General features: G+C 55.9%; 18 protein-coding genes, 1 tRNA gene and 4 pseudogenes. 7 read left to right on the top strand and 16 right to left on the bottom strand.

All coding sequences use genetic code 11. The annotated features are described in order from the left end of the window. Positions 1–3 precede the first annotated feature (3 nt). From iscR to trmJ, 3 genes are all read right to left on the bottom strand, one after another. Positions 4–495, bottom strand: a complete 492-nt coding sequence (gene iscR, locus E0F99_RS04935; RefSeq protein WP_003194020.1) for a Fe-S cluster assembly transcriptional regulator IscR — start codon at positions 493–495, stop codon at positions 4–6. Positions 496–795: 300 nt separating this feature from the next. Then, a complete protein-coding gene (cysE, locus tag E0F99_RS04940; RefSeq protein WP_083356864.1) occupies positions 796–1,581 on the bottom strand; it encodes a serine O-acetyltransferase in 786 nt (261 codons plus the stop codon). A gap of 2 nt (positions 1,582–1,583) precedes the next feature. Continuing rightward, a complete protein-coding gene (gene trmJ / locus E0F99_RS04945; protein ID WP_130908717.1) occupies positions 1,584–2,354 on the bottom strand; it encodes a tRNA (cytosine(32)/uridine(32)-2'-O)-methyltransferase TrmJ in 771 nt (256 codons plus the stop codon). Between the two features lie 145 nt (positions 2,355–2,499). Between trmJ and suhB the strand changes: the two genes are divergently transcribed. Then, a complete protein-coding gene (gene suhB / locus E0F99_RS04950; RefSeq protein ID WP_003175971.1) occupies positions 2,500–3,315 on the top strand; it encodes a type III secretion system regulator SuhB in 816 nt (271 codons plus the stop codon). A 125-nt stretch (positions 3,316–3,440) separates the two neighbouring features. Here the strand turns inward: suhB and E0F99_RS04955 are convergent. From E0F99_RS04955 to queA, 7 genes and pseudogenes are all read right to left on the bottom strand, one after another. Next, positions 3,441–3,961 (bottom strand): annotated as a pseudogene (locus E0F99_RS04955) (transposase); the annotation flags it as partial. 361 nt (positions 3,962–4,322) lie between these two features. Continuing rightward, positions 4,323–4,868 carry a glycine zipper 2TM domain-containing protein gene (locus tag E0F99_RS04960; protein WP_083356863.1) on the bottom strand — a complete coding sequence of 182 codons (546 nt, stop codon included), beginning with the start codon at positions 4,866–4,868 and terminating at the stop codon, positions 4,323–4,325. Positions 4,869–4,991: 123 nt separating this feature from the next. Next, positions 4,992–5,906, bottom strand: a complete 915-nt coding sequence (gene secF, locus E0F99_RS04965) for a protein translocase subunit SecF (protein ID WP_083356862.1) — start codon at positions 5,904–5,906, stop codon at positions 4,992–4,994. Between the two features lie 9 nt (positions 5,907–5,915). Continuing rightward, positions 5,916–7,787, bottom strand: a complete 1,872-nt coding sequence (gene secD, locus E0F99_RS04970) for a protein translocase subunit SecD (protein WP_083356861.1) — start codon at positions 7,785–7,787, stop codon at positions 5,916–5,918. Between the two features lie 62 nt (positions 7,788–7,849). Further along, the gene (yajC, locus tag E0F99_RS04975; RefSeq protein ID WP_003175975.1) at positions 7,850–8,188 is read right to left on the bottom strand and encodes a preprotein translocase subunit YajC; all 339 of its coding nucleotides are present in this window, start codon (positions 8,186–8,188) and stop codon (positions 7,850–7,852) included. Positions 8,189–8,231: 43 nt separating this feature from the next. Next, a complete protein-coding gene (gene tgt, locus E0F99_RS04980) occupies positions 8,232–9,347 on the bottom strand; it encodes a tRNA guanosine(34) transglycosylase Tgt (RefSeq protein ID WP_165447603.1) in 1,116 nt (371 codons plus the stop codon). A gap of 5 nt (positions 9,348–9,352) precedes the next feature. Further along, positions 9,353–10,417 carry a tRNA preQ1(34) S-adenosylmethionine ribosyltransferase-isomerase QueA gene (gene queA / locus E0F99_RS04985; protein WP_130908719.1) on the bottom strand — a complete coding sequence of 355 codons (1,065 nt, stop codon included), beginning with the start codon at positions 10,415–10,417 and terminating at the stop codon, positions 9,353–9,355. A 108-nt stretch (positions 10,418–10,525) separates the two neighbouring features. On the opposite strand from queA, the gene E0F99_RS04990 reads away from it, so the two are divergent. Together E0F99_RS04990 and E0F99_RS04995 are read left to right on the top strand one after the other, a co-directional pair. Next, positions 10,526–10,610 (top strand) — tRNA-Leu (locus E0F99_RS04990). A 94-nt stretch (positions 10,611–10,704) separates the two neighbouring features. Next, positions 10,705–11,034, top strand: a complete 330-nt coding sequence (locus E0F99_RS04995) for a hypothetical protein (protein WP_083356859.1) — start codon at positions 10,705–10,707, stop codon at positions 11,032–11,034. On the opposite strand, the pseudogene E0F99_RS05000 reads toward E0F99_RS04995, so the two are convergent. Together E0F99_RS05000 and E0F99_RS05005 are read right to left on the bottom strand one after the other, a co-directional pair. Continuing rightward, a pseudogene (locus E0F99_RS05000) lies at positions 10,984–11,643 on the bottom strand (LysE/ArgO family amino acid transporter). The gene E0F99_RS04995 and the pseudogene E0F99_RS05000 overlap by 51 nt on opposite strands. 24 nt (positions 11,644–11,667) lie before the next feature. After that, on the bottom strand, positions 11,668–12,474 hold the full coding sequence (locus tag E0F99_RS05005) for an isopenicillin N synthase family oxygenase (protein WP_083356858.1): 807 nt from the start codon (positions 12,472–12,474) through the stop codon (positions 11,668–11,670). 231 nt (positions 12,475–12,705) lie between these two features. Here E0F99_RS05005 and E0F99_RS05010 point away from each other — a divergent pair, with 231 nt between their 5' ends. Continuing rightward, a complete protein-coding gene (locus E0F99_RS05010) occupies positions 12,706–13,398 on the top strand; it encodes an NBR1-Ig-like domain-containing protein (protein WP_083356857.1) in 693 nt (230 codons plus the stop codon). A 94-nt stretch (positions 13,399–13,492) separates the two neighbouring features. Here the strand turns inward: E0F99_RS05010 and E0F99_RS05015 are convergent, their stop codons facing one another. Then, positions 13,493–14,128, bottom strand: a complete 636-nt coding sequence (locus E0F99_RS05015) for a LysE family translocator (RefSeq protein ID WP_083356856.1) — start codon at positions 14,126–14,128, stop codon at positions 13,493–13,495. A 134-nt stretch (positions 14,129–14,262) separates the two neighbouring features. Here E0F99_RS05015 and E0F99_RS05020 point away from each other — a divergent pair, with 134 nt between their 5' ends. Together E0F99_RS05020 and E0F99_RS05025 are read left to right on the top strand one after the other, a co-directional pair. After that, positions 14,263–14,634 carry a PH domain-containing protein gene (locus E0F99_RS05020; RefSeq protein WP_083356855.1) on the top strand — a complete coding sequence of 124 codons (372 nt, stop codon included), beginning with the start codon at positions 14,263–14,265 and terminating at the stop codon, positions 14,632–14,634. A gap of 143 nt (positions 14,635–14,777) precedes the next feature. Then, complete coding sequence (locus E0F99_RS05025; RefSeq protein ID WP_083356854.1) at positions 14,778–15,569, top strand: matrixin family metalloprotease; 792 nt, start codon at positions 14,778–14,780, stop codon at positions 15,567–15,569. Between the two features lie 209 nt (positions 15,570–15,778). On the opposite strand, the gene E0F99_RS05030 is transcribed toward E0F99_RS05025, so the two are convergent. Further along, entirely contained in the window at positions 15,779–16,087 is a 309-nt protein-coding gene (locus E0F99_RS05030) for a DUF3077 domain-containing protein (RefSeq protein WP_083356853.1), read from the bottom strand. Positions 16,088–17,024: 937 nt separating this feature from the next. Continuing rightward, positions 17,025–17,162: pseudogene (locus E0F99_RS05035) on the bottom strand (transposase); the annotation flags it as partial. A gap of 68 nt (positions 17,163–17,230) precedes the next feature. Between E0F99_RS05035 and E0F99_RS05040 the strand changes: the two are divergent. Then, a complete protein-coding gene (locus E0F99_RS05040; protein ID WP_083356852.1) occupies positions 17,231–19,108 on the top strand; it encodes an L-tyrosine/L-tryptophan isonitrile synthase family protein in 1,878 nt (625 codons plus the stop codon). Positions 19,109–19,110: 2 nt separating this feature from the next. Here E0F99_RS05040 and E0F99_RS05045 read toward each other — a convergent pair. Further along, positions 19,111–19,273 (bottom strand): annotated as a pseudogene (locus tag E0F99_RS05045) (IS256 family transposase); the annotation flags it as partial.

Here is a 19,273-nt window from a genome sequence, read left to right on the forward strand (position 1 = left end):
CTGTCACTCGACGGCGGACGCTTCGATCTTGTCCAGACGCGGCGCCTTGGTGTTGCAACGGCGCTGGTCCTGACGCTGGGCTACTTCTTGCACCTCACGGCGAGTCACAAGATCAGCCAAGCTGATACCACTCAAAAACTCATGGATCTGCAAGCTCAAGTCACACCACAAGTGGTGCGTCAGGCAGGTGTCGCCGGCGTGGCAATCACCCAAACCCTGGCACTTGGTGGCATCGACGGATTCGTTGACCGCGTCGATCACCTGGGCTACCTGGATGCCCTGCATATCGCGGGACAGTTGGTAGCCGCCGCCCGGCCCACGCACGCTGGAAACCAAGTTGCTACGGCGCAATTTGGCGAACAGCTGTTCGAGGTAGGACAGGGAAATGCCTTGGCGCTCGGAGATATCGGCCAGGGACACCGGCCCAGTTTGCGCGTGCAAGGCCAGGTCTAGCATGGCGGTTACCGCGTATCGGCCTTTTGTAGTCAGTCTCATGGACAAGTACCAAGGTGTTTCAGAATGGGAGCAAGTATGCGATTCCCGAGTATTTAAGTCAACTATAAGACCTAGTACTTTAGTCAGGATTACCCGTAAAAAGGGCGCGCGAATCATAGCAGGGTGGGGCGGGATCGAACAGCGACTGCGGACAACCAGCACTGCCTGACACAATGAAGATCAAATGTGGGAGGGGCTTGCTCCCGATAGCGGTGGATCAGTCAATATAGTGAGTGACTGACCCACTGCCTTCGGGAGCAAGCCCCCCTCCCAAAGGGGATTTGCAGTGACTGCGAGACCTCAACCAGCCTTGGTGGTGGCCGCTTCGCTCTTGATCTCAGCGAAGTCCTCTTCACGCAACTCAGGCAGATCCTTGGCGCAATAGCTGCTGCCCAACTCCTTCAGCGCGCCACACATACCGTCCAACTTGCCATCCACCGCTTGCAAGTGGTCAAGTAACTGACCGATGGCGCGGGCCACCGGATCGGGCATGTCTTCGCTGACGCCGTAGGCATCGAAGCCGATCTTCTCGGCCATGGCCTTGCGCTTGGCTTCCTGCTCGTCGCCGACTTCCGGCTTGACGATGATGCGACCCGGAATACCCACGACGGTGGCGCCAGGCGGCACCGCTTTGGTCACCACCGCATTGGAGCCGACCTTGGCACCCGCACCCACGGTAAATGGACCGAGCACCTTGGCACCCGCCCCCACCACCACACCATCACCCAAGGTCGGGTGGCGCTTACCCTTATTCCAACTGGTACCACCAAGGGTCACGCCCTGATAAAGCGTCACGTCATCACCTATTTCGGCGGTCTCGCCAATCACGATACCCATGCCGTGGTCGATGAAGAAGCGACGCCCCACCTTGGCGCCCGGGTGAATCTCGATCCCGGTCAGCCAGCGGCCGAAGTTCGACACCAGCCGCGCCAGCCATTTCCAGCCCATGCCCCACAACACGCCGGAGAGGCGGTGAATCCAGATCGCGTGCATGCCCGGGTAGCAGGTCAGCACTTCAAAGGCGTTGCGCGCCGCCGGGTCACGGTGGAAAACACTCTGGATATCTTCTCGCAAACGCTCGAACATTTTTAATCCTTCCGCTTAAGAAGCTCGCCACGGGCCGCTTTCTGGGTTTCCGTGAGGATGCCACGCAATATATTCATTTCCGCTCGGCTCACCGAGCTGCGCCCGTACAGGCGACGCAAGCGCGCCATCAAGTGACGTGGTTTTTCCGGATCGAGGAACTCGATGGCCACCAGAGTTTGCTCCAAGTGCTCATAGAACCGCTCCAGCTCGTCCATCGTGGCCAGCTCGTCACTTTTGGTCGAAGCCACCTCGTCCTTTTCCACTTTGCTCGGCTGACCTTCAGCAGCCAGCCAAGCCATGCGCACCTCATAACTCAACACCTGCACCGCTGCCCCGAGGTTCAGCGAGCTGAACTCAGGATCTGATGGAATGTGCACGTGGTAATGACATCGCTGCAGCTCTTCATTGGTCAGGCCGGAATCTTCACGACCGAACACCAAGGCGATTTCAGCGCCGCCGACGGCCTCTTCCACTACTTTGGTGCCGCATTCGCGCGGATCCAGCAACGGCCAGGGGATACGACGGTCACGCGCACTGGTGCCGAGCACCAAGTTGCAGCCGACCAAGGCGTCTTCCAGCGTGGCGACAACCTGGGCTTTTTCCAGGATGTCATTGGCGCCGGACGCACGGGCATCGGCCTCGTGGTGCGGGAACACGCGCGGTTCGACCAGCACCAGGCGCGTCAGCCCCATTTTTTTCATGGCTCGCGCCACCCCGCCGATGTTGCCGGGATGACTGGTATTGACCAAGACGACACGAATGTTTTGCAGCAAGGGAGGCGCTCTCGGACACGGGAAAGGGGAGCAAATCTTACAGAACAGCCTAAGGTTATGCCATGAAAGCTAACGTCGTCCTTCACCTGAAGAAAGTTTCTGCTAGAATGCTCGGCTTTCTTTAACAACCTTAGGTGACACATCCATGCAGCCCATGCTGAATATCGCGCTGCGCGCCGCCCGCAGCGCCAGTGAATTGATCTTCCGCTCCATCGAGCGCCTGGATACCATCAAGGTCGACGAAAAAGACGCCAAGGACTATGTGTCCGAGGTGGATCGCGCTGCCGAACAGAAGATCATCGACGCGCTGCGCAAGGCCTACCCTACCCACGGCATCCTCGGTGAAGAAACCGGTTTGCACAAAGGCAGCGGCGAAGGCGAAGACTACCTGTGGATCATCGACCCACTGGATGGCACCACCAACTTCCTGCGCGGCATCCCACACTTTGCTGTGAGCATTGCCTGCAAATACCGTGGCCGCCTGGAACACGCCGTTGTACTCGACCCGGTTCGCCAGGAAGAATTCACCGCCAGCCGTGGCCGTGGCGCCCAGCTGAACGGCCGCCGCCTGCGTGTAAGCGGTCGTACCAGCCTGGACGGTGCCCTGCTGGGCACGGGCTTCCCGTTCCGTGACGACCAGATGGACAACCTGGAAAACTACCTGGGCATGTTCCGTGCCCTGGTTGGCCAGACCGCCGGCATCCGTCGCGCCGGCGCCGCCAGCCTGGACTTGGCCTACGTGGCTGCCGGTCGTTTTGATGCGTTCTGGGAGTCGGGCCTGTCCGAGTGGGACATGGCTGCAGGCGCCCTGCTGATCCAGGAAGCAGGCGGCCTGGTGAGCGACTTCACCGGTGGTCACGACTTCCTTGAGAAAGGCCACGTCGTTGCCGGTAACACCAAATGCTTCAAGGCAGTACTGACGGCGATCCAGCCGCACCTGCCGGCTTCGCTGAAGCGTTAAGCGAGCGAGCACAAAAAAGCAGCCTACGCAGACTGTGTGAAAACGCACTGAAGGCCAGCTCAACAAACGCCCCGACTTGTTCGGGGCGTTTGTTTTTGTGCGAGCAATAGATGAAGAAAGGCGTTTCAGCCCATCAGCTCCATCAACTGGCGGGCTCCGAGCACGCTAATCGCTCGCTTAAGGTTATAAGCGTTCACCGCCAAGGCCATTTCTGCTTTTGCGCCCTCCAACTGGCGCAACAGGAAACGACCATTCACAAATAGCCATTGCTTGAGGTTTCCGAAAGGGTGCTCAACGATGGATCTTCGGTTGGCCATCATCTGCGGATGCGCCAGCATTCGCTGCTCCATTCGCTCAAAGGCTTCCTCATGGGCATGGCGTGAGACATAGCGACGTTGGAGTAGCCAGCATCGGCTGCCACGCTCAGGGCATCTTGTTCCAGATGTTCTTTTGAGGCCTTGGCCATTGGCTCGAGTTGCTTACGGTCATCGCCATCCTGGGTCACTTCATGGTGCAGGATCAGGCAATGTGCGGCGTCCACGGCGGTTTGTACGCTGTAAGCCACCCGCGGCCCTTTGGGCGTGCGCATCATTCGGGCATCGCTTTCTTGGGTGTTGAATTGCTGCAGGCCCATCGAGTTCATTAAGAGATCAATGACGCGAACGAGGTGATCCTCAGGGATCAATTCCTCCAACGAGACCTGGAGCAGACTGGTCTGGCTGCGGGACTCTCCTTGGATATAGGCCATAACGAAAAATGCTCCGTATCTTTCGATACGGAGCATTTTCTTTGAGCGCTGCGCAGATTGCTAGGTTTTCACACAGTCTGCTAAGGGTGCTTTTTTTATGCCTGGGATTTTGGCAATACTGAAATATCAGCAACAACACAAATCAAATGCGGGAGAGGGCTTGCTCCAGGTAGCACTCTGGCAATCGACACTTCTGTCGACTGACCCAACGCTATCGGGAGCAAGCCCTCTCCCACATTTTGAATGCACCTGCCTGCAATTACTGCTGCTGGTTTTGACCCAAGATCAAACGACCTTCTTTATCGACTGGAATCTGGCCGCCTGGATCACGGTCCATGCGCACCGAACCTTCTTTACCATTCAGGTTGTACCGCACGTCATAGCCGACAACCTTGTCGCTGATGTCGTTGACGGTGTTACAACGGGTTTGCGTGGTGGTGTAGGTATCGCGGTTCTGCATGCCTTCCTGAACCTTGTTACCGGCATAACCGCCGCCGACCGCACCGGCTACGGTAGCCAGCTTCTTGCCATTACCGCCACCGACCTGGTTGCCCAACAGGCCACCGGCCAGAGCACCCACCACGGTGCCGACGATCTGATGCTGATCTTGTACCGGCTTCTGCCGAGTCACGGCGACGTCCTTGCAGACCTCGCGCGGGGTTTTAATCTGGGTTTTCACCGGCTGCACCGCCAGCACTTGCGCATACTCAGGGCCGCTTTTTACCAAGCTGTAGGTGGCAACAGCACCCCCGGCGGTTACACCGACAGCACCCAATACCGCACCAACCAGCAATGACTTGTTCACGTGAACCTCCTGACCATCACAAGCGGACCGAAACGTCCGCGCTATACCCAGCCTTGGAGCAAAAAAAAAGGCGCGAGTTCAATACTCGCGCCTTCTTTGTAACAGCGTGTCAACAAGCGCCCATCAAGGGCGGTCGTCGACCTCCTTGCCGTTGGCAGCAGGAGGGATCAAATCTTCGCTGTTGAGGTTCAGCCAGATCAGCACCACGTTGGCGATGTAGATCGACGAGTAGGTGCCCGCCAGAACGCCAATGAACAGCGCCAGGGAGAAGCCCCACAGGTTGTCGCCACCAAAGATCATCAATGCACCAATCGCCAGCAAAGTGGAGATCGACGTTGCCATGGTCCGCAGCAGGGTCTGGGTGGTGGAGATGTTGATGTTCTCGATCAACGTCGCTTTGCGCAGTACGCGGAAGTTCTCACGAACCCGGTCGAATACCACAATGGTGTCGTTGAGCGAGTAACCAATGATCGCCAGCACCGCCGCCAATACCGTGAGATCGAAGGTGATCTGGAAGTAGGACAGGATACCCACGGTCACGATCACGTCGTGGATCAGCGACACAATGGCGCCTACACCGAACTTCCACTGAAAGCGGAACGCCAGGTAGATCATGATGCCGCCCAGCGCCATCAGCATGCCGAGGCCGCCTTGGTCGCGCAGCTCTTCACCCACCTGCGGCCCCACGAACTCAACGCGCTTTACCGACGCGGGGTTATCGCCGCCAACCTTCTGCAAGGCCTCGGCTACCTGGTGACCCAGTTGCGGGTCTTCACCGGGCATACGCACCAGCAGGTCGGTAGTCGCACCAAAGCTCTGCACGATGGCCTCGTGATAGCCGGCCTTGACCAGCTCGTTGCGCACCAGGGTGACGTCGGCCGGCTTCTCGTAGGTCAGCTCGATGAGCGTACCGCCGGTGAAGTCCAGACCGTAGTTCAGGCCCTTATGGAACCAGCTGAACAACGCCAGAACGGTAAGGAGCACAGTGACGCCGAACGCAACGTTGCGAACGCCCATGAAGTTGATTGTACGTAACATGGCAGCCCCTTAAATCCACAACTTCTTGAAGTCACGCCCGCCAAAGATCAGGTTGACCATTGCGCGGGTCACCATGATGGCCGTGAACATCGAGGTAAAGATACCGAGGGACATGGTCACCGCAAAACCTTTGACGGGGCCGGTGCCCATGGCAAAGAGAATCCCGCCGACCAGTAAGGTGGTCAAGTTGGAGTCGAGAATCGCGGTAAATGCCCGGCCGAAGCCTTCGTTGATTGCACGCTGCACGGTCATGCCCGCCGCAATCTCTTCACGAATCCGCGAGAAGATCAGCACGTTGGCGTCTACCGCCATCCCCATGGTAAGTACGATACCAGCGATACCTGGCAGGGTCAGCGTAGCGCCTAGCAGCGACATCAAGGCCAGCAGCATCACCATGTTGCCCGCCAGGGCCACGGTGGCAATGACGCCGAAGAAGCGGTAGATAGCGATGATGAACAGCGACACAAACAGCATGCCCCACAAGGCTGCGTCGATACCTTTGGTGATGTTGTCGGCACCCAGGCTCGGGCCAATGGTGCGCTCTTCAGCGAAGTACATCGGCGCCGCCAAGCCACCAGCACGCAGCAACAGCGCCAGTTCGGACGATTCACCCTGGCCGTTCAGGCCAGTGATGCGGAATTGAGCACCCAGCGGCGACTGGATAGTCGCCAGGCTGATGATCTTCTTCTCTTCTTTGAAGGTCTGCACCGGCACGTCTTTCTCGACGCCGTCGACCATTTGCTTGGTGTAAGTAGTGACCGGGCGCTGCTCGATGAAGATCACCGCCATGCTGCGACCGACATTACTGCGCGTGGCGCGGCTCATCAGCTCACCGCCGTGACCATCCAAACGGATGTTCACTTCAGGAGAGCCGTGCTGCGAGTCGAAACCCGCCTTGGCGTCGGTTACCTGGTCACCGGTGATGATCAAGCCACGCTCGATCAATGCAGGAGGACGGTTGCCTTCGCGGAACTCGAATTCTTCTGCAGTGGCGCGCGAAGCACCCGGCTCAGCCGCCAGGCGGAACTCCAGATTGGCGGTTTTACCCAGGATACGCTTGGCTTCAGCGGTGTCCTGCACGCCCGGCAGCTCAACCACAATGCGGTTGGCACCCTGACGCTGCACGATCGGCTCGGCCACACCCAGCTCGTTGACGCGGTTACGTACCGTGGTCAAGTTCTGCTTGATGGAGTATTCGCGGATTTCCGCCAGCTTGGCTGGGGTCATCGCCAGACGCAGTACAGGTTGACCATTAAGGTCGGCCGGTACGATGTCGAAATCGTTGAAGTTCTTGCGGACCAGCGCACGGGCCTGTTCGCGGGACGCTTCGTCAGCGAAGCCCAACTGGATGGCACCGTTAAGCTGCGGGAGGCTGCGATAACGCAGTTTCTCTTTACGCAGCAGGCTCTTCACATCGCCTTCGTAGACTTTCAGGCGTGCGTCAAGGGCTTTGTCCATGTCGACTTCCAGCAGGAAGTGCACACCACCGGACAAGTCCAGACCCAGCTTCATCGGGTGCGCGCCAATGGCTCGCAGCCATTTTGGCGTGGTCTGCGCCAGGTTCAGCGCGACAACGTAGTCGTCACCCATGGCCTTGCGCACAACATCTTTAGCCGGCAATTGGTCTTCCTGCTTGGCCAGGCGCAACAAACCGCCCTTCGCATCAGCCGCCAACGTTGCCGCTTTAACCTGGATGCCCGCGTCGGTGAGCGCTTTGCTCGCGCGTTCCAGGTCAGCCTGATTGACCTGCAGCGAAGTGCTGGCGCCCGTGATCTGGATCGCAGGGTCATCAGGATAAAGATTGGGAGCGGAATAAATAAAACCGATCGCCAGCACCGCCAGGATCAGTAGGTATTTCCACAGAGGGTATTTGTTCAGCATCACGCCGCCCGCTTATAACGCGGGGCGCCTTGCGCGCCCCGTCGATTGGTAAAAGTTGTTACTCAGATCGCTTTGAGCGTGCCTTTTGGCAGCGTGGCGGCGATGGCGCCCTTCTGGAACTTCATTTCAACGGTGTCGGACACTTCCAGAACCACGAAAGCATCGGAAACTTTGGTGATCTTGCCGGCGATGCCGCCAGTGGTCACGACTTCGTCGCCTTTCTGCAGGCTGCCCAGCAGGTTTTTCTGCTCTTTGGCGCGCTTGGCCTGTGGACGCCAGATCATCAGGTAGAAGATGACCAGGAAGCCGACCAGGAAAATCCACTCGAAACCACCGCCCATAGGGCCGGCAGCAGCAGGCGCAGCGGCGTCAGCCATGGCATTAGAGATAAAAAAGCTCATTTAGCACTCCAGTTGCAAATAGTGAATCTTAGGGTCGGAAAACTCAGTCCAAGGGCGGCACAGGGAGCCCGCGCTTGGCATAGAAGGCATCGACGAAGGCGGCCAATGTACCCTGTTGAATAGCCTCGCGCAAACCAGCCATCAGGACTTGGTAGTGACGCAAATTGTGGATGGTATTCAACATGCTACCCAGCATTTCCCCGCACTTGTCCAGATGGTGCAGATAAGCACGCGAGAAGTTCTGGCAGGTGTAGCAGTCACAGGTGGGATCCAGCGGCGAATCATCATGGCGATGGAACGCGTTACGGATCTTCAGCACGCCTGTATCGATGAACAGATGCCCATTGCGGGCATTACGGGTTGGCATCACGCAATCGAACATGTCCACACCGCGGCGCACACCCTCTACGAGATCTTCAGGGTTGCCAACGCCCATAAGGTAACGAGGTTTGTCAGCTGGCATCAGGCCCGGCAGGTAATCCAGCACCTTGATCATCTCGTGCTTGGGCTCGCCCACCGACAAACCGCCGATGGCCAGGCCGTCAAAGCCGATCTTGTCCAAGCCTTCCAGCGAGCGCTTGCGCAGGCTTTCGTGCATGCCGCCCTGGACGATACCGAACAGCGCCGCCGTGTTGTCGCCGTGGGCGTTCTTCGAACGCTGGGCCCAACGCAGCGACAGCTCCATGGAAATGCGCGCCACATCTTCATCCGCCGGGTACGGCGTGCATTCGTCGAAAATCATTACGATGTCGGAGCCCAGGTCGCGCTGCACCTGCATCGACTCTTCCGGGCCCATGAACACCTTGGAGCCGTCCACCGGCGAGGCGAAGGTCACGCCCTCCTCCTTGATCTTGCGCATGGCGCCCAGGCTGAACACCTGGAAACCACCGGAGTCGGTGAGGATCGGGCCTTGCCACTTCATGAAGTCATGCAGATCGCCATGCTTTTTGATCACTTCCGTGCCCGGGCGCAGCCACAGGTGGAAGGTGTTGCCGAGGATGATCTCGGCGCCGGTGGCGACGATGTCACGCGGCAGCATGCCTTTGACGGTGCCGTAGGTGCCCACCGGCATGAAAGCCGGGGTTTCGACGGTGCCGCGTGGAAAGGTCAGGCGACCACGACGAGCCTTGCCGTCAGTAGCCAATAATTCAAACGACATACGACTCATAGTTGTTCCTCAGGGCCCGCTTCTTTAGGAGCAGTCGGCGCCGGGTTACGGGTGATAAACATCGCATCACCGTAGCTGAAAAAACGGTACTCGTTGGCGATGGCGGCTTGATAAGCGGCCATGGTTTGCGGGTAACCGGCAAATGCCGACACCAGCATCAACAGCGTGGATTCCGGCAGATGGAAGTTGGTCACCAGGCAATCGACCACATGGAACGGCCGGCCTGGGAAAATAAAGATATCGGTGTCACCACTGAACGGCTTGAGCACGCCATCACGCGCCGCACTCTCCAGCGAGCGCACGCTGGTGGTGCCGACAGCAACAACGCGACCACCGCGCGCCCTGCACGCGGCCACGGCATCCACGACTTCCTGGCTGACTTCCAGCCATTCGCTGTGCATATGGTGGTCTTCGATGTTATCCACACGCACCGGCTGAAACGTGCCGGCCCCCACGTGCAGGGTCACATAAGCGCTCTCGACGCCCTTGGCAGCAATCGCATCCAGCAACTGCTGGTCAAAATGCAGCCCGGCCGTTGGCGCGGCCACCGCACCCAGGCGTTGGGAGTACACCGTCTGATAACGCTCGCGGTCCGAGTCTTCGTCGGGGCGGTCTATATAAGGAGGCAACGGCATATGGCCGACGCGCTCCAAAAGCGGCAACACCTCTTCGGCAAACTTGAGCTCGAACAGCGCGTCATGGCGCGCGACCATCTCGGCCTCGCCACCGCCATCGATCAGGATGCTCGACCCCGGTTTCGGCGACTTGCTGGAGCGCACATGGGCCAGCACGCGATGGCTGTCCAGCACCCGCTCCACCAGAATTTCCAGCTTGCCGCCGGACGCTTTCTGGCAAAACAGCCGTGCCGGAATCACCCGGGTATTGTTAAACACCATCAAATCGCCAGGGCGCAAATGCTCAAGCAAATCAGTGAATTGACGGTGTGCGAGGGCACCGCTCACCCCGTCCAGGGTCAGCAGTCGACTGGCGCGACGCTCGGCCAAAGGGTGGCGAGCGATCAGCGAATCAGGGAGTTCAAAAGTAAAGTCAGCAACGCGCATGATGGGGTTCGTCTAGCAGGGCCGGGAAGTCTAGCGGAAATAGTGAAAATAGACCATGAAACGTGATTGACCAACGGTAATCTCATCTCTATACTTCGCCGCCATTGAGCCCTGATGGCGGAATTGGTAGACGCGGCGGATTCAAAATCCGTTTTCGAAAGAAGTGGGAGTTCGATTCTCCCTCGGGGCACCATCTTAAAGAAAGACCTTGAAATTCAAGGTCTTTTTTTTCGTCTGTAAAAAAGTGAGTATGCGCAGGCCAACGCAGACGTTGAGGAGCCGAGACCATGGAATTGACGCTGGAAGCTGTCGCGCTTTTTGCTCTCAAGCTGGTGCATGAGACCGAAGGCGCGAGCCCGATTCTGCGCGATGATTTGATCATGGACGGGTATGAGCGGGAAGTGTTTGGGTTGTTGGTGCGTCAGGGGAGTTTGGCCACGATTCAGGTGAAGCTTGATGAGTGTATTGCCCAGGCACTGAATACGTTAGGCGGTGCCGGCACGGTACTCGGGCGTGAGTTGCTCAAGCTGTCCGCCGATGTACAACAGGTCCACAGCCTTGATGAGCTAAGCGCTCCGCTGATTACCCTTAAGGACTATCTGAAAGATATCCAGTGAATCAATGATCAACATACCCGCCAAGTAAACCATCAGCACCGCAACGCCAGCGTCCAAGCAGCGCCAGACCACGGGCGCGCGAAACAGCCATGTCAAACGCTGACACCCCAGCGCCAACAGCACAAACCACACCAACGATGCCGTCATGGCGCCTGTCGCGAACAGGGCTTGCTGGCCAGCCGGCTTGGCCGCACCGATAGAGCCGATCAGCACCACCGTATCAAGCCAGGCGTAGGGGTTGGCGAAGCCAAGCACTATCGCCGTACGTAATAGCCCCCTTTGCGAGTGACCACCTTGAGTGTCCGGCATGGACTGGCTGCGGATGCAGGCCAACAAGCGCTGACCACCGAATCACAGCAGATAGGCCGCGCCGGACAAGAGCAATAGCGCCATCACCGCCGGCCAACTTTCCAGCACAGACCCTAACCCCGTCACGCCGATAGCGATCAGGAGGATATCGGCCAGCACACAAATAGCGACCACCCACCAGATGGGACCACGGCCGACACCTTGGCGGATAACCAAAGTGTCTTTTGGGCCGGGCGCGGCGAACAGTCCGATGCCCAAGAGTAAGCCTTCAAGGTACAGGGCGTTGAAGTGAGGAAACATGGAATGTTCGAGTCCGCGAGGCGATTAGAGAAGTTGAATAGGCTGATTGCCAAAACCGGTATGACGAGCATTGACGGCGCTATTCAGGTCAATCGGTTTGCGGCGCAAAAAGCTTGTCGGTCGCTGTTCCGGGCTCGGATTTGCAAAGTAAATCAACGAACTTCTGGCGACCGGCTGCTTAGGCGCCAGCACAGCATGATAGGCAGCAGGAATGGACTGGTCGGAAAGCTCAGTGAGCAACGAACCTGCCAGCACTGCAATCTCGCCTTCCAGAAGCCGGACCGGCTCTAATGAAGCGCCCTTCACCAACACCAGCCCTTCGCGGGTAGGCTTGATAAACGACAGCATGTGCCCATCTTCATGAGGGTCCTGAGCAAATTGACGCACGCCGTTTGTGGCCTGAGCACCGTAGACACAGAGTTGGATGTAAGACGCCAAGCGCAAGGGCGCTAATGGAGCAACGCCAAACTCTGCACAAATGCCGTCCATTAACGCTTGGGCGAGCTCGCTGATCTGGCGCTCAAAGCTATCCACAGCAGAGAAGAACGGGCTTTGGGTGAACTCCAGATCCGTTCGCTTAGGCGCATGCGCAGGCCAGTAACAGAAGCGCTCACACAGGTCCGGGTGGTCTTTGATGCTCGAATACTCAGCGCCAAAAGGGAAAAAACCGTCAGTGTCTTCGGCAAAGGAAAATGATTGCTTAGTGGTTTGGGCAATTGCCGAGTACCCATCAATGATCTTTTTGTAGTCCTGCTGCATCGCATCTGAGATTTGCAGGGTGCCAAAGCCTGATCGAGCAATGGATTCACAGCACGCTTTTATCTGTTTCATAGCTATATCCAGAGATGGTTGTAAAGGAATGCAACAAACACGGGGTCGCAAGCATGCGAGAAACCGCGACACTGGATATAGCCAATCAAAACGCGGACTATCCATGTCCTTCACAACGTCGCCAGCAGGATGCGAGTGTGCATGGCCCACTACACGTTGCGGCGGGCAGGTTGTCCTTTTTAGCTAACAACGTAACGACTTTCACCAAGGATTGGGGATGAGTAATCAACGATGAGCATCAAGACGCGCGACACCCTCCGAGCGCTGGTCGTACGGCGCAGCCGGGAACTGGGTAAATCCATGACCACCCTGGCCAAGGAAGCCGGCATATCCAGAACCTACCTTTACGGGTTAGCCGGTGGCGCCTCTCAAGATCCCTCGGTGCGCACACTGATCAAGTTGGCCAAGGCGCTTCACGTTTCACCGCTGCTGCTGTTCCGCTACTTCGCCGATTTGGCAGGCGCTCCGGTGGGCGCTCACTCAATGGCAGCCACTAACCGCGCTATCGGCCTGCAAGACCCTGGCGACGTTGCCGTCTTCAATGCTGACGTCACCACGCCAGACCAAACCGTCGTGTTACCCGGTGAGACGTTTCACAAGACCTGGGAGATCCAGAACCTCGGCACCCGCCCCTGGCGCGGCCGCAAGTTGGTGCGAGTAGACGGCGAATACGTGATCGCCCGACGCACCGCCACGGGTGCGCCACTGGAAGTGGTGATGGACACACACCTGCGCAGCCTGAACAACGAGATCGCTATTGCAGAAACACTGCCCGGCCAGCCGGTGCACCTCACGGTGGAATTCGCCGCGCCCAAGGAAACCTGCACGGTCACGTCCATCTGGCGGATCGAGGATGAACACGGTCGGCCCTGCTACGGCCCCGCCTTCATCCTGCATGTAATCGTCAACGTCATGGCGCGCTGAGTAACGACCCATTAGCTATGGAACGAACACTGCCATTGTGGCGAGCAGGCTTGCCACAGGTTCCGGAACCAAACACCGCGCTGCGACCACCCACTTACCGCCGGCCTTCAACCGCCATACGCACCGCCAAGCCCATCAGCACCGAGCCCATCAGCCAACGCTGCGCCACCTGCCAACCCGGCCGGGTGACGAAGAACACCGCGATGGAGCCCGCCATGATGGCGATCACCGAGTTAACGCTCACGCTGATGGCAATCTGCGTAAAACCCAGGATCAGCGACTGCGTCAGCACACTGCCATGGCCGTTCGGGTCGATGAACTGCGGCAACAACGACAAATACATCACCGCCACTTTGGGGTTCAGCAGGTTGGTCACCAAGCCCATCATGAACAGCTTGCGCGGGCTGTCCTGGGGCAAGTCCCGCACTTGAAAGGGCGAACGGCCACCCGGCTTCACCGCCTGCCAGGCCAGGTACACCAGGTACACCGCACCGCCGAGCCGCAGCGCGTCGTACGCAAAGGGCACCGCCATCACCAACGCGGTGATGCCCAATGCTGCGCAAAACATATAAACCAGGAAACCCAACGCAACACCGCCGAGCGATATCAACCCGGCCTTACGCCCCTGGCAAATCGAGCGGGAAATGAGGTAAATCATATTCGGCCCGGGCGTGAGCACCATGGCGAGTGAGATCAGGCCATAGGCAAGCCAGCTGGACAGTTCGGGCATGGTGTCGCTCCTTAAGGTGTGCGCTGGGCGCCATGGTAGGGCGTTGAAAAGTCGGGCGTTAGATACAGATCCGCGAGCAAAACGTCATACACACACGCAGGCGGTTACCGCCCCATTCACCCAAGGACCGGCACATGATCGACTTCAACAACAAAGGCTTCTTCAAACTCAAGCAAAACAACGAATACGCCGAACGCGTATCAGCCCTGCTGCTCGACGGCGAAGAAGTGATCGACGCCTACAAAGCCATGCGCGATGGCGTGATCTTCACCACCAAACGCATCATCGCGGTGAACGTGCAGGGGATTACCGGCAGCAAGAAGGACTTCACCTCGCTGCCGTACAAAAACATCGTCGCGTACTCGGTGGAAACATCCGGCACGTTTGATCTGGATTCGGAGTTGGAGATTTACTTTTCGTCGCTGGGGAAAGTGAAGTTTGAATTCACCGGGAAGACGTCGATTGTGGAGATCTCGCGGATCATCTCCAAACACTTGCTGGGCTGACCCCTTACGCACCTATGCGTCTCTGGACCGCGGGAGGGGGCCCGCGACGGACTGCATGATCGAACAGAACAAGCCTGCACAGGGAACCGTAGTCCTCATAGGCACCACCCAAAGGTTCCCATAGCCTTTCGGTGAGAACGCTTATGATCAACGCACCCAGCTTCCTCCAGCCGTTTCAAATCACGGCCTGCGCGGACAACGCCTCAAGCCCCGACGCGCAGCCTGTCAGCCCGGTGCGAACCAAACGCTCCGTCCTCGATACCACCAAACTCTGGCCCAACGGTTCGACGATCACGATAGCGCTTTATGACGCTAACAAAGAAGAGACACAGCTGATCAAGGATGCGATCAACGAATGGAAGCCTTACGTCAATCTCAAGTTCGATTTCGTCTCGGGCGAGGACGGCGACATCCGCATCGCTCTCAACTCTATCGATACCAACTACGGCTCTGCGGTAGGAACAGGCGCAAAAAAAATACCGCCCCACCTGCCCACGATGATCCTGCCGTGGGATACCCACTCAACCAGGTTCCGCTTCGTAGCGCTGCATGAGTTCGGGCATGCCTTGGGCGCACTGCACGCTCACCAACACCCCGATTCAGGCATTCCTTGGGACAAGCAGAAGACGTATGACGACACCCTCAAGCGCTATGGTTTGACCCCGGACCTCGTCGACAAAAACATCTTGCCCTTGGAACGCAGTGATAAGTACAGCTACCAACCTTACGACGGCGATTCGATAATGCATTACGAGGTCACCGACGACTGGACATCCGGCGGCTGGGGTCAATCGGAAAACTGGGACATCAGCGACGGCGATAAAGCCCAAATGCAAGAGGCTTACCCCAAGCCAAAGCCACCTGTTCCGGCGCCTCTTTCCAAAGCGTTGCTTAGCGCCCGATTTGATGAGCCAACACAATCGCTGACCGAGTGATGCCGGGCGAGTTTTTACACCATCAGGAGTGTGGGGTACGCAGGAGCTGAAGAACAAACGACGCTTTGACTAACCGCTCGGCAAAAAAAGACCTTGGCGTCCCAAGGTCTTTTTTACTGCTAACACGGTTCAGCGGGTGCACCACGATCCAAATGTGGGAGCTGGCTTGCCTGCGAAGACGCCAGCCGCCATACCCTCAAACCAGCCGCTTACACACCACCGGCCTCCCCCTCCTCCATCACCCCATTCGGCAACATCCCATTGGCCAAATCATCCACCACCGCCTTTGCCATCGCCCCCAAATAATACGCCGCCCAAGCATAACGGTCCGCGCTGTTGTCCATGGCGGCATCCAACGCGAGCATTTTGGAACAATGCAGCAGCTCGGAGGCATGCTCCAGGGCATCGCGGATGGGCACGCCGGCATTGACGCGCAATAGACGGTGGAGGTTCGGCTGTTGGCCGCAGGTGGAGAAGGTGATGACGCCGAGGGTTTTGTTGAGGGCTGGGTTTATCATTGGGCACCTCCGAACTGCGCGGTGGTGGGGGTTGCGGTGCTGCGAGGGTACGACCTATCAGAAACGCTCATTGGCTTAACTCCTAATGTAGAGAAGAGCCGCCACGTTCGTTTCCAGGCGAATGGGTGGCAGCTATGCGCAGGCTGGAAAACCGGGACAATAGGAACCCGGCAGACCCGAAGGCCTCCCGCGCACAGCCGCCATAACACGGATATGCTGGCACAAAAACACCAGCAATCGTGATAAAAATAGTGGCACCTGTGCGCTATTGTTCCACGGGTTTCCAGGCCCGGTCGCCTCGTAAATGACGACGACCAAGACGGTAATCCGAAAGTGTGAGACCCGAAAGTATGCTTTTGTATGTACAGATTTCCGCGCGCTGACGAACCTGCAATTCTGGCACTCCATCGCGTATTTGGCTCGCGACCGTAGCAAACGCTTGGGTACTGAAGATGACTCCAGATGAAAATCAGAACGGTCCTACTCGCATGTAGACCCTCAATTGCATGACAGAACACACACATCGGCAACACATAAATAAGCGAGCTCAACTACTCGCTCTTGCAAATCGCTCGCGCGTAAATCCCCCAAATGCCCCCTGAATAAACTCAGTTATGGCATTTCGAGATAAGTGTTTGCCTGTTAATTGCATTAGAGTCTTGATACCTGTCAGATCTGACAGGTGTTTAATTTATTATTTTTGATTAGTCTTTCCTGGAGGAATAAGTCTCTCATTTCTAGCAAAATGAGCATAGGAAAACTATTGTGAACATTGACGTGTCAAGCATCACTAAAACTGATCATTTGTATAAATTTGTTTTTCCGTAATAGTTCTACAAATCTAAGCATGCCAAGCGAATTGATCTGTACAACGATGTTATGAAGAAAAAAGTCTTTGTCGATATTGACCAAATTGCTAGGCTCTGTACGAAAAGTGCTATCTCAAATAACGCATGGCACAAGCCAGTGAGGCCATCGTCGCATAATTTTTTGCGAGTTTGTCGAAGCGCGTAACGATACGGCGGTTCTCCTTCAGCCAGCCGAACATGCGCTCGATGACGTTGCGCTGCTGGTACAGAATGATACACATATTGTCGATGATGTGAAGTGACATCAATCACTGCATATACAAAGGGCCATAAAATGAACGAATATAAAGTAACTGAAATATCAGAATTTATTAAAGTCGATGATAGTCATGTTGTAGGACTGCGCTCTGAAGTTGAAGACAAGGTCGACGAACTGATCGTCATATTGTTGACGCAACTTCTATCGCGTGAAAAAATTCTCTATCGCGGTTTTAAAACGCTCAAGGATCAGGTTGCGCGGCAAGTTGCTTTGGGTCAGCCGCTCAAATTTGTTATACCTGCATTTCCATGCAAAAGCGTGAATACAGAGAAATGTCTAGGAAGTACCCCGGATTTAGCGGAATGGATGGCGCTAAAGAAAATTGTCTCGGTTATTCGTAACATCGAGGAGCTCTATGAGCCAGGCATATTACTGACCATCTTCTCCGATTATCATACTTTTTCAAGCTATATATCGGTTAGCCAAGACAATTTTCATCGATATTGTGAAGCACTCAAATCGATGGTGAAAGTTTTTTGTTGCGGTGATGCCATCAAAATAAAAAGTCTTTCGGACTACCCTGAATTCGCTTCGCATGATGAGACGAATTACATGGAGGTGCTAAAGACTAAATTCGGGGACAGTCAATACGAGGCGGGAATCTCAGAAGAAATTAAATGCAATTCCGATACGAACGAAAAATATACGGCTTTGAAAAAATTCATGAAAGATGATCAATGGCCGTTGATTAAAGGCATAGGGAAGAGCGCTATAAATTGTCGGTTGTCTGAAATTTCCCGTGGCATGATGATTCAGGGAAAAGCATTGGATAAATTTATCGGTGAAAAATTCCCTAGTTGTATCAGGTTGAGCATACATGATCACCCATTAGACGGAAGAAAAAATTCGATACAGCTATTTGAATCCGGCGTATTCAAAACGCCTTGGCATAATTCTGTTTTGTTTGATGCCAGCACAGGTAAATTCATCGTCGGTAAGAAACGTGAATTGGTTACAGAGGCCGAGCGAGGCGGAGCGATTGTGCTCGCCGTCCAATTTAAAGAAAAGGATTGGCTACTCTTGCAGTTGACACCAACAACACCGGAGCAGGGTGAAAGTTTACGCAAATTAAAAATATCGCTATACAGGCATGATTGCGGTCTGCTGATCGAAAATAGGCTGCCCGGATTCGACGTCAAGGAGTTTGATAACAATGCAATGACGAATTTGCTCAAGCACTTTGGAGTGGTTATATTTCGCGGCTTCAACGATTTTGATCAAATAAAAAACCTGGAGGCATGGTACTCAACTCGTGGTACGCCGCTACAGTGGAAATTTGGAAGTACTCATCTGGTTCGCCCTGAAATTGAAGGCGATCATCCGAAGTCTTCGGTCACCTCCGAGGAGGCGTTGCCTTTTCATTGGGATATGGTGTCGCCGCCGCCAGATATGAAGATTGATCAAGCTGTCGTTGAATACAAAGACTACGTTCCGCGAGAGTTCGTGCTGTATTGCAAATACAGTACAGAAGACGGGCAAGGATTGAGCACAATTATCAACTCCACCATGGTGCCGTTGACGATGAACGGAAAAATTCGAAAAGCGATGAGGGGCACGTCGCTAGCCTACCGGACAGCGTTATCTTATTTTGGCGGCGTCGAAAGAACCTATCCTGTCATTATGAATTGCCCATGGACTGGGAATGACGTGGTTCGATGGTGGCAAATGTGGAATGAAAAAAATCACCCAGGCAGCGTGCAATACAATTACTCTAGGATTGCATCGTCCGAGACATATGAAGATATTGATAAAGTGGAGGCTATATTGACCGATCACTGTTTAACTGAGTCGAGTCATTTCACGCATGAGTTTTTGGTTGGGGATATCGCACTTGGAGAGTGTCAGATTTTTTGTGTGCGGGCCGGTAACGGCCTGCCGACAGGCAGGCCTTAGTTTTACCAGGTAGGCCTGATAAATCGATCTCCGTACAGAATCGCAAATTGGTTCATCGCACTCTTCCAGTCATGTGCCGGTTTGCCCCAGTTAGCAGTGATATTTCGCAATCCCAACCAGATTAATTTTGTTGCAGCATCGTCCGTTGGGAAGTGCCCTCGGGTC

This window comes from Pseudomonas antarctica (genome assembly GCF_900624995.1).
Lineage (GTDB): Bacteria > Pseudomonadota > Gammaproteobacteria > Pseudomonadales > Pseudomonadaceae > Aquipseudomonas > Aquipseudomonas antarctica.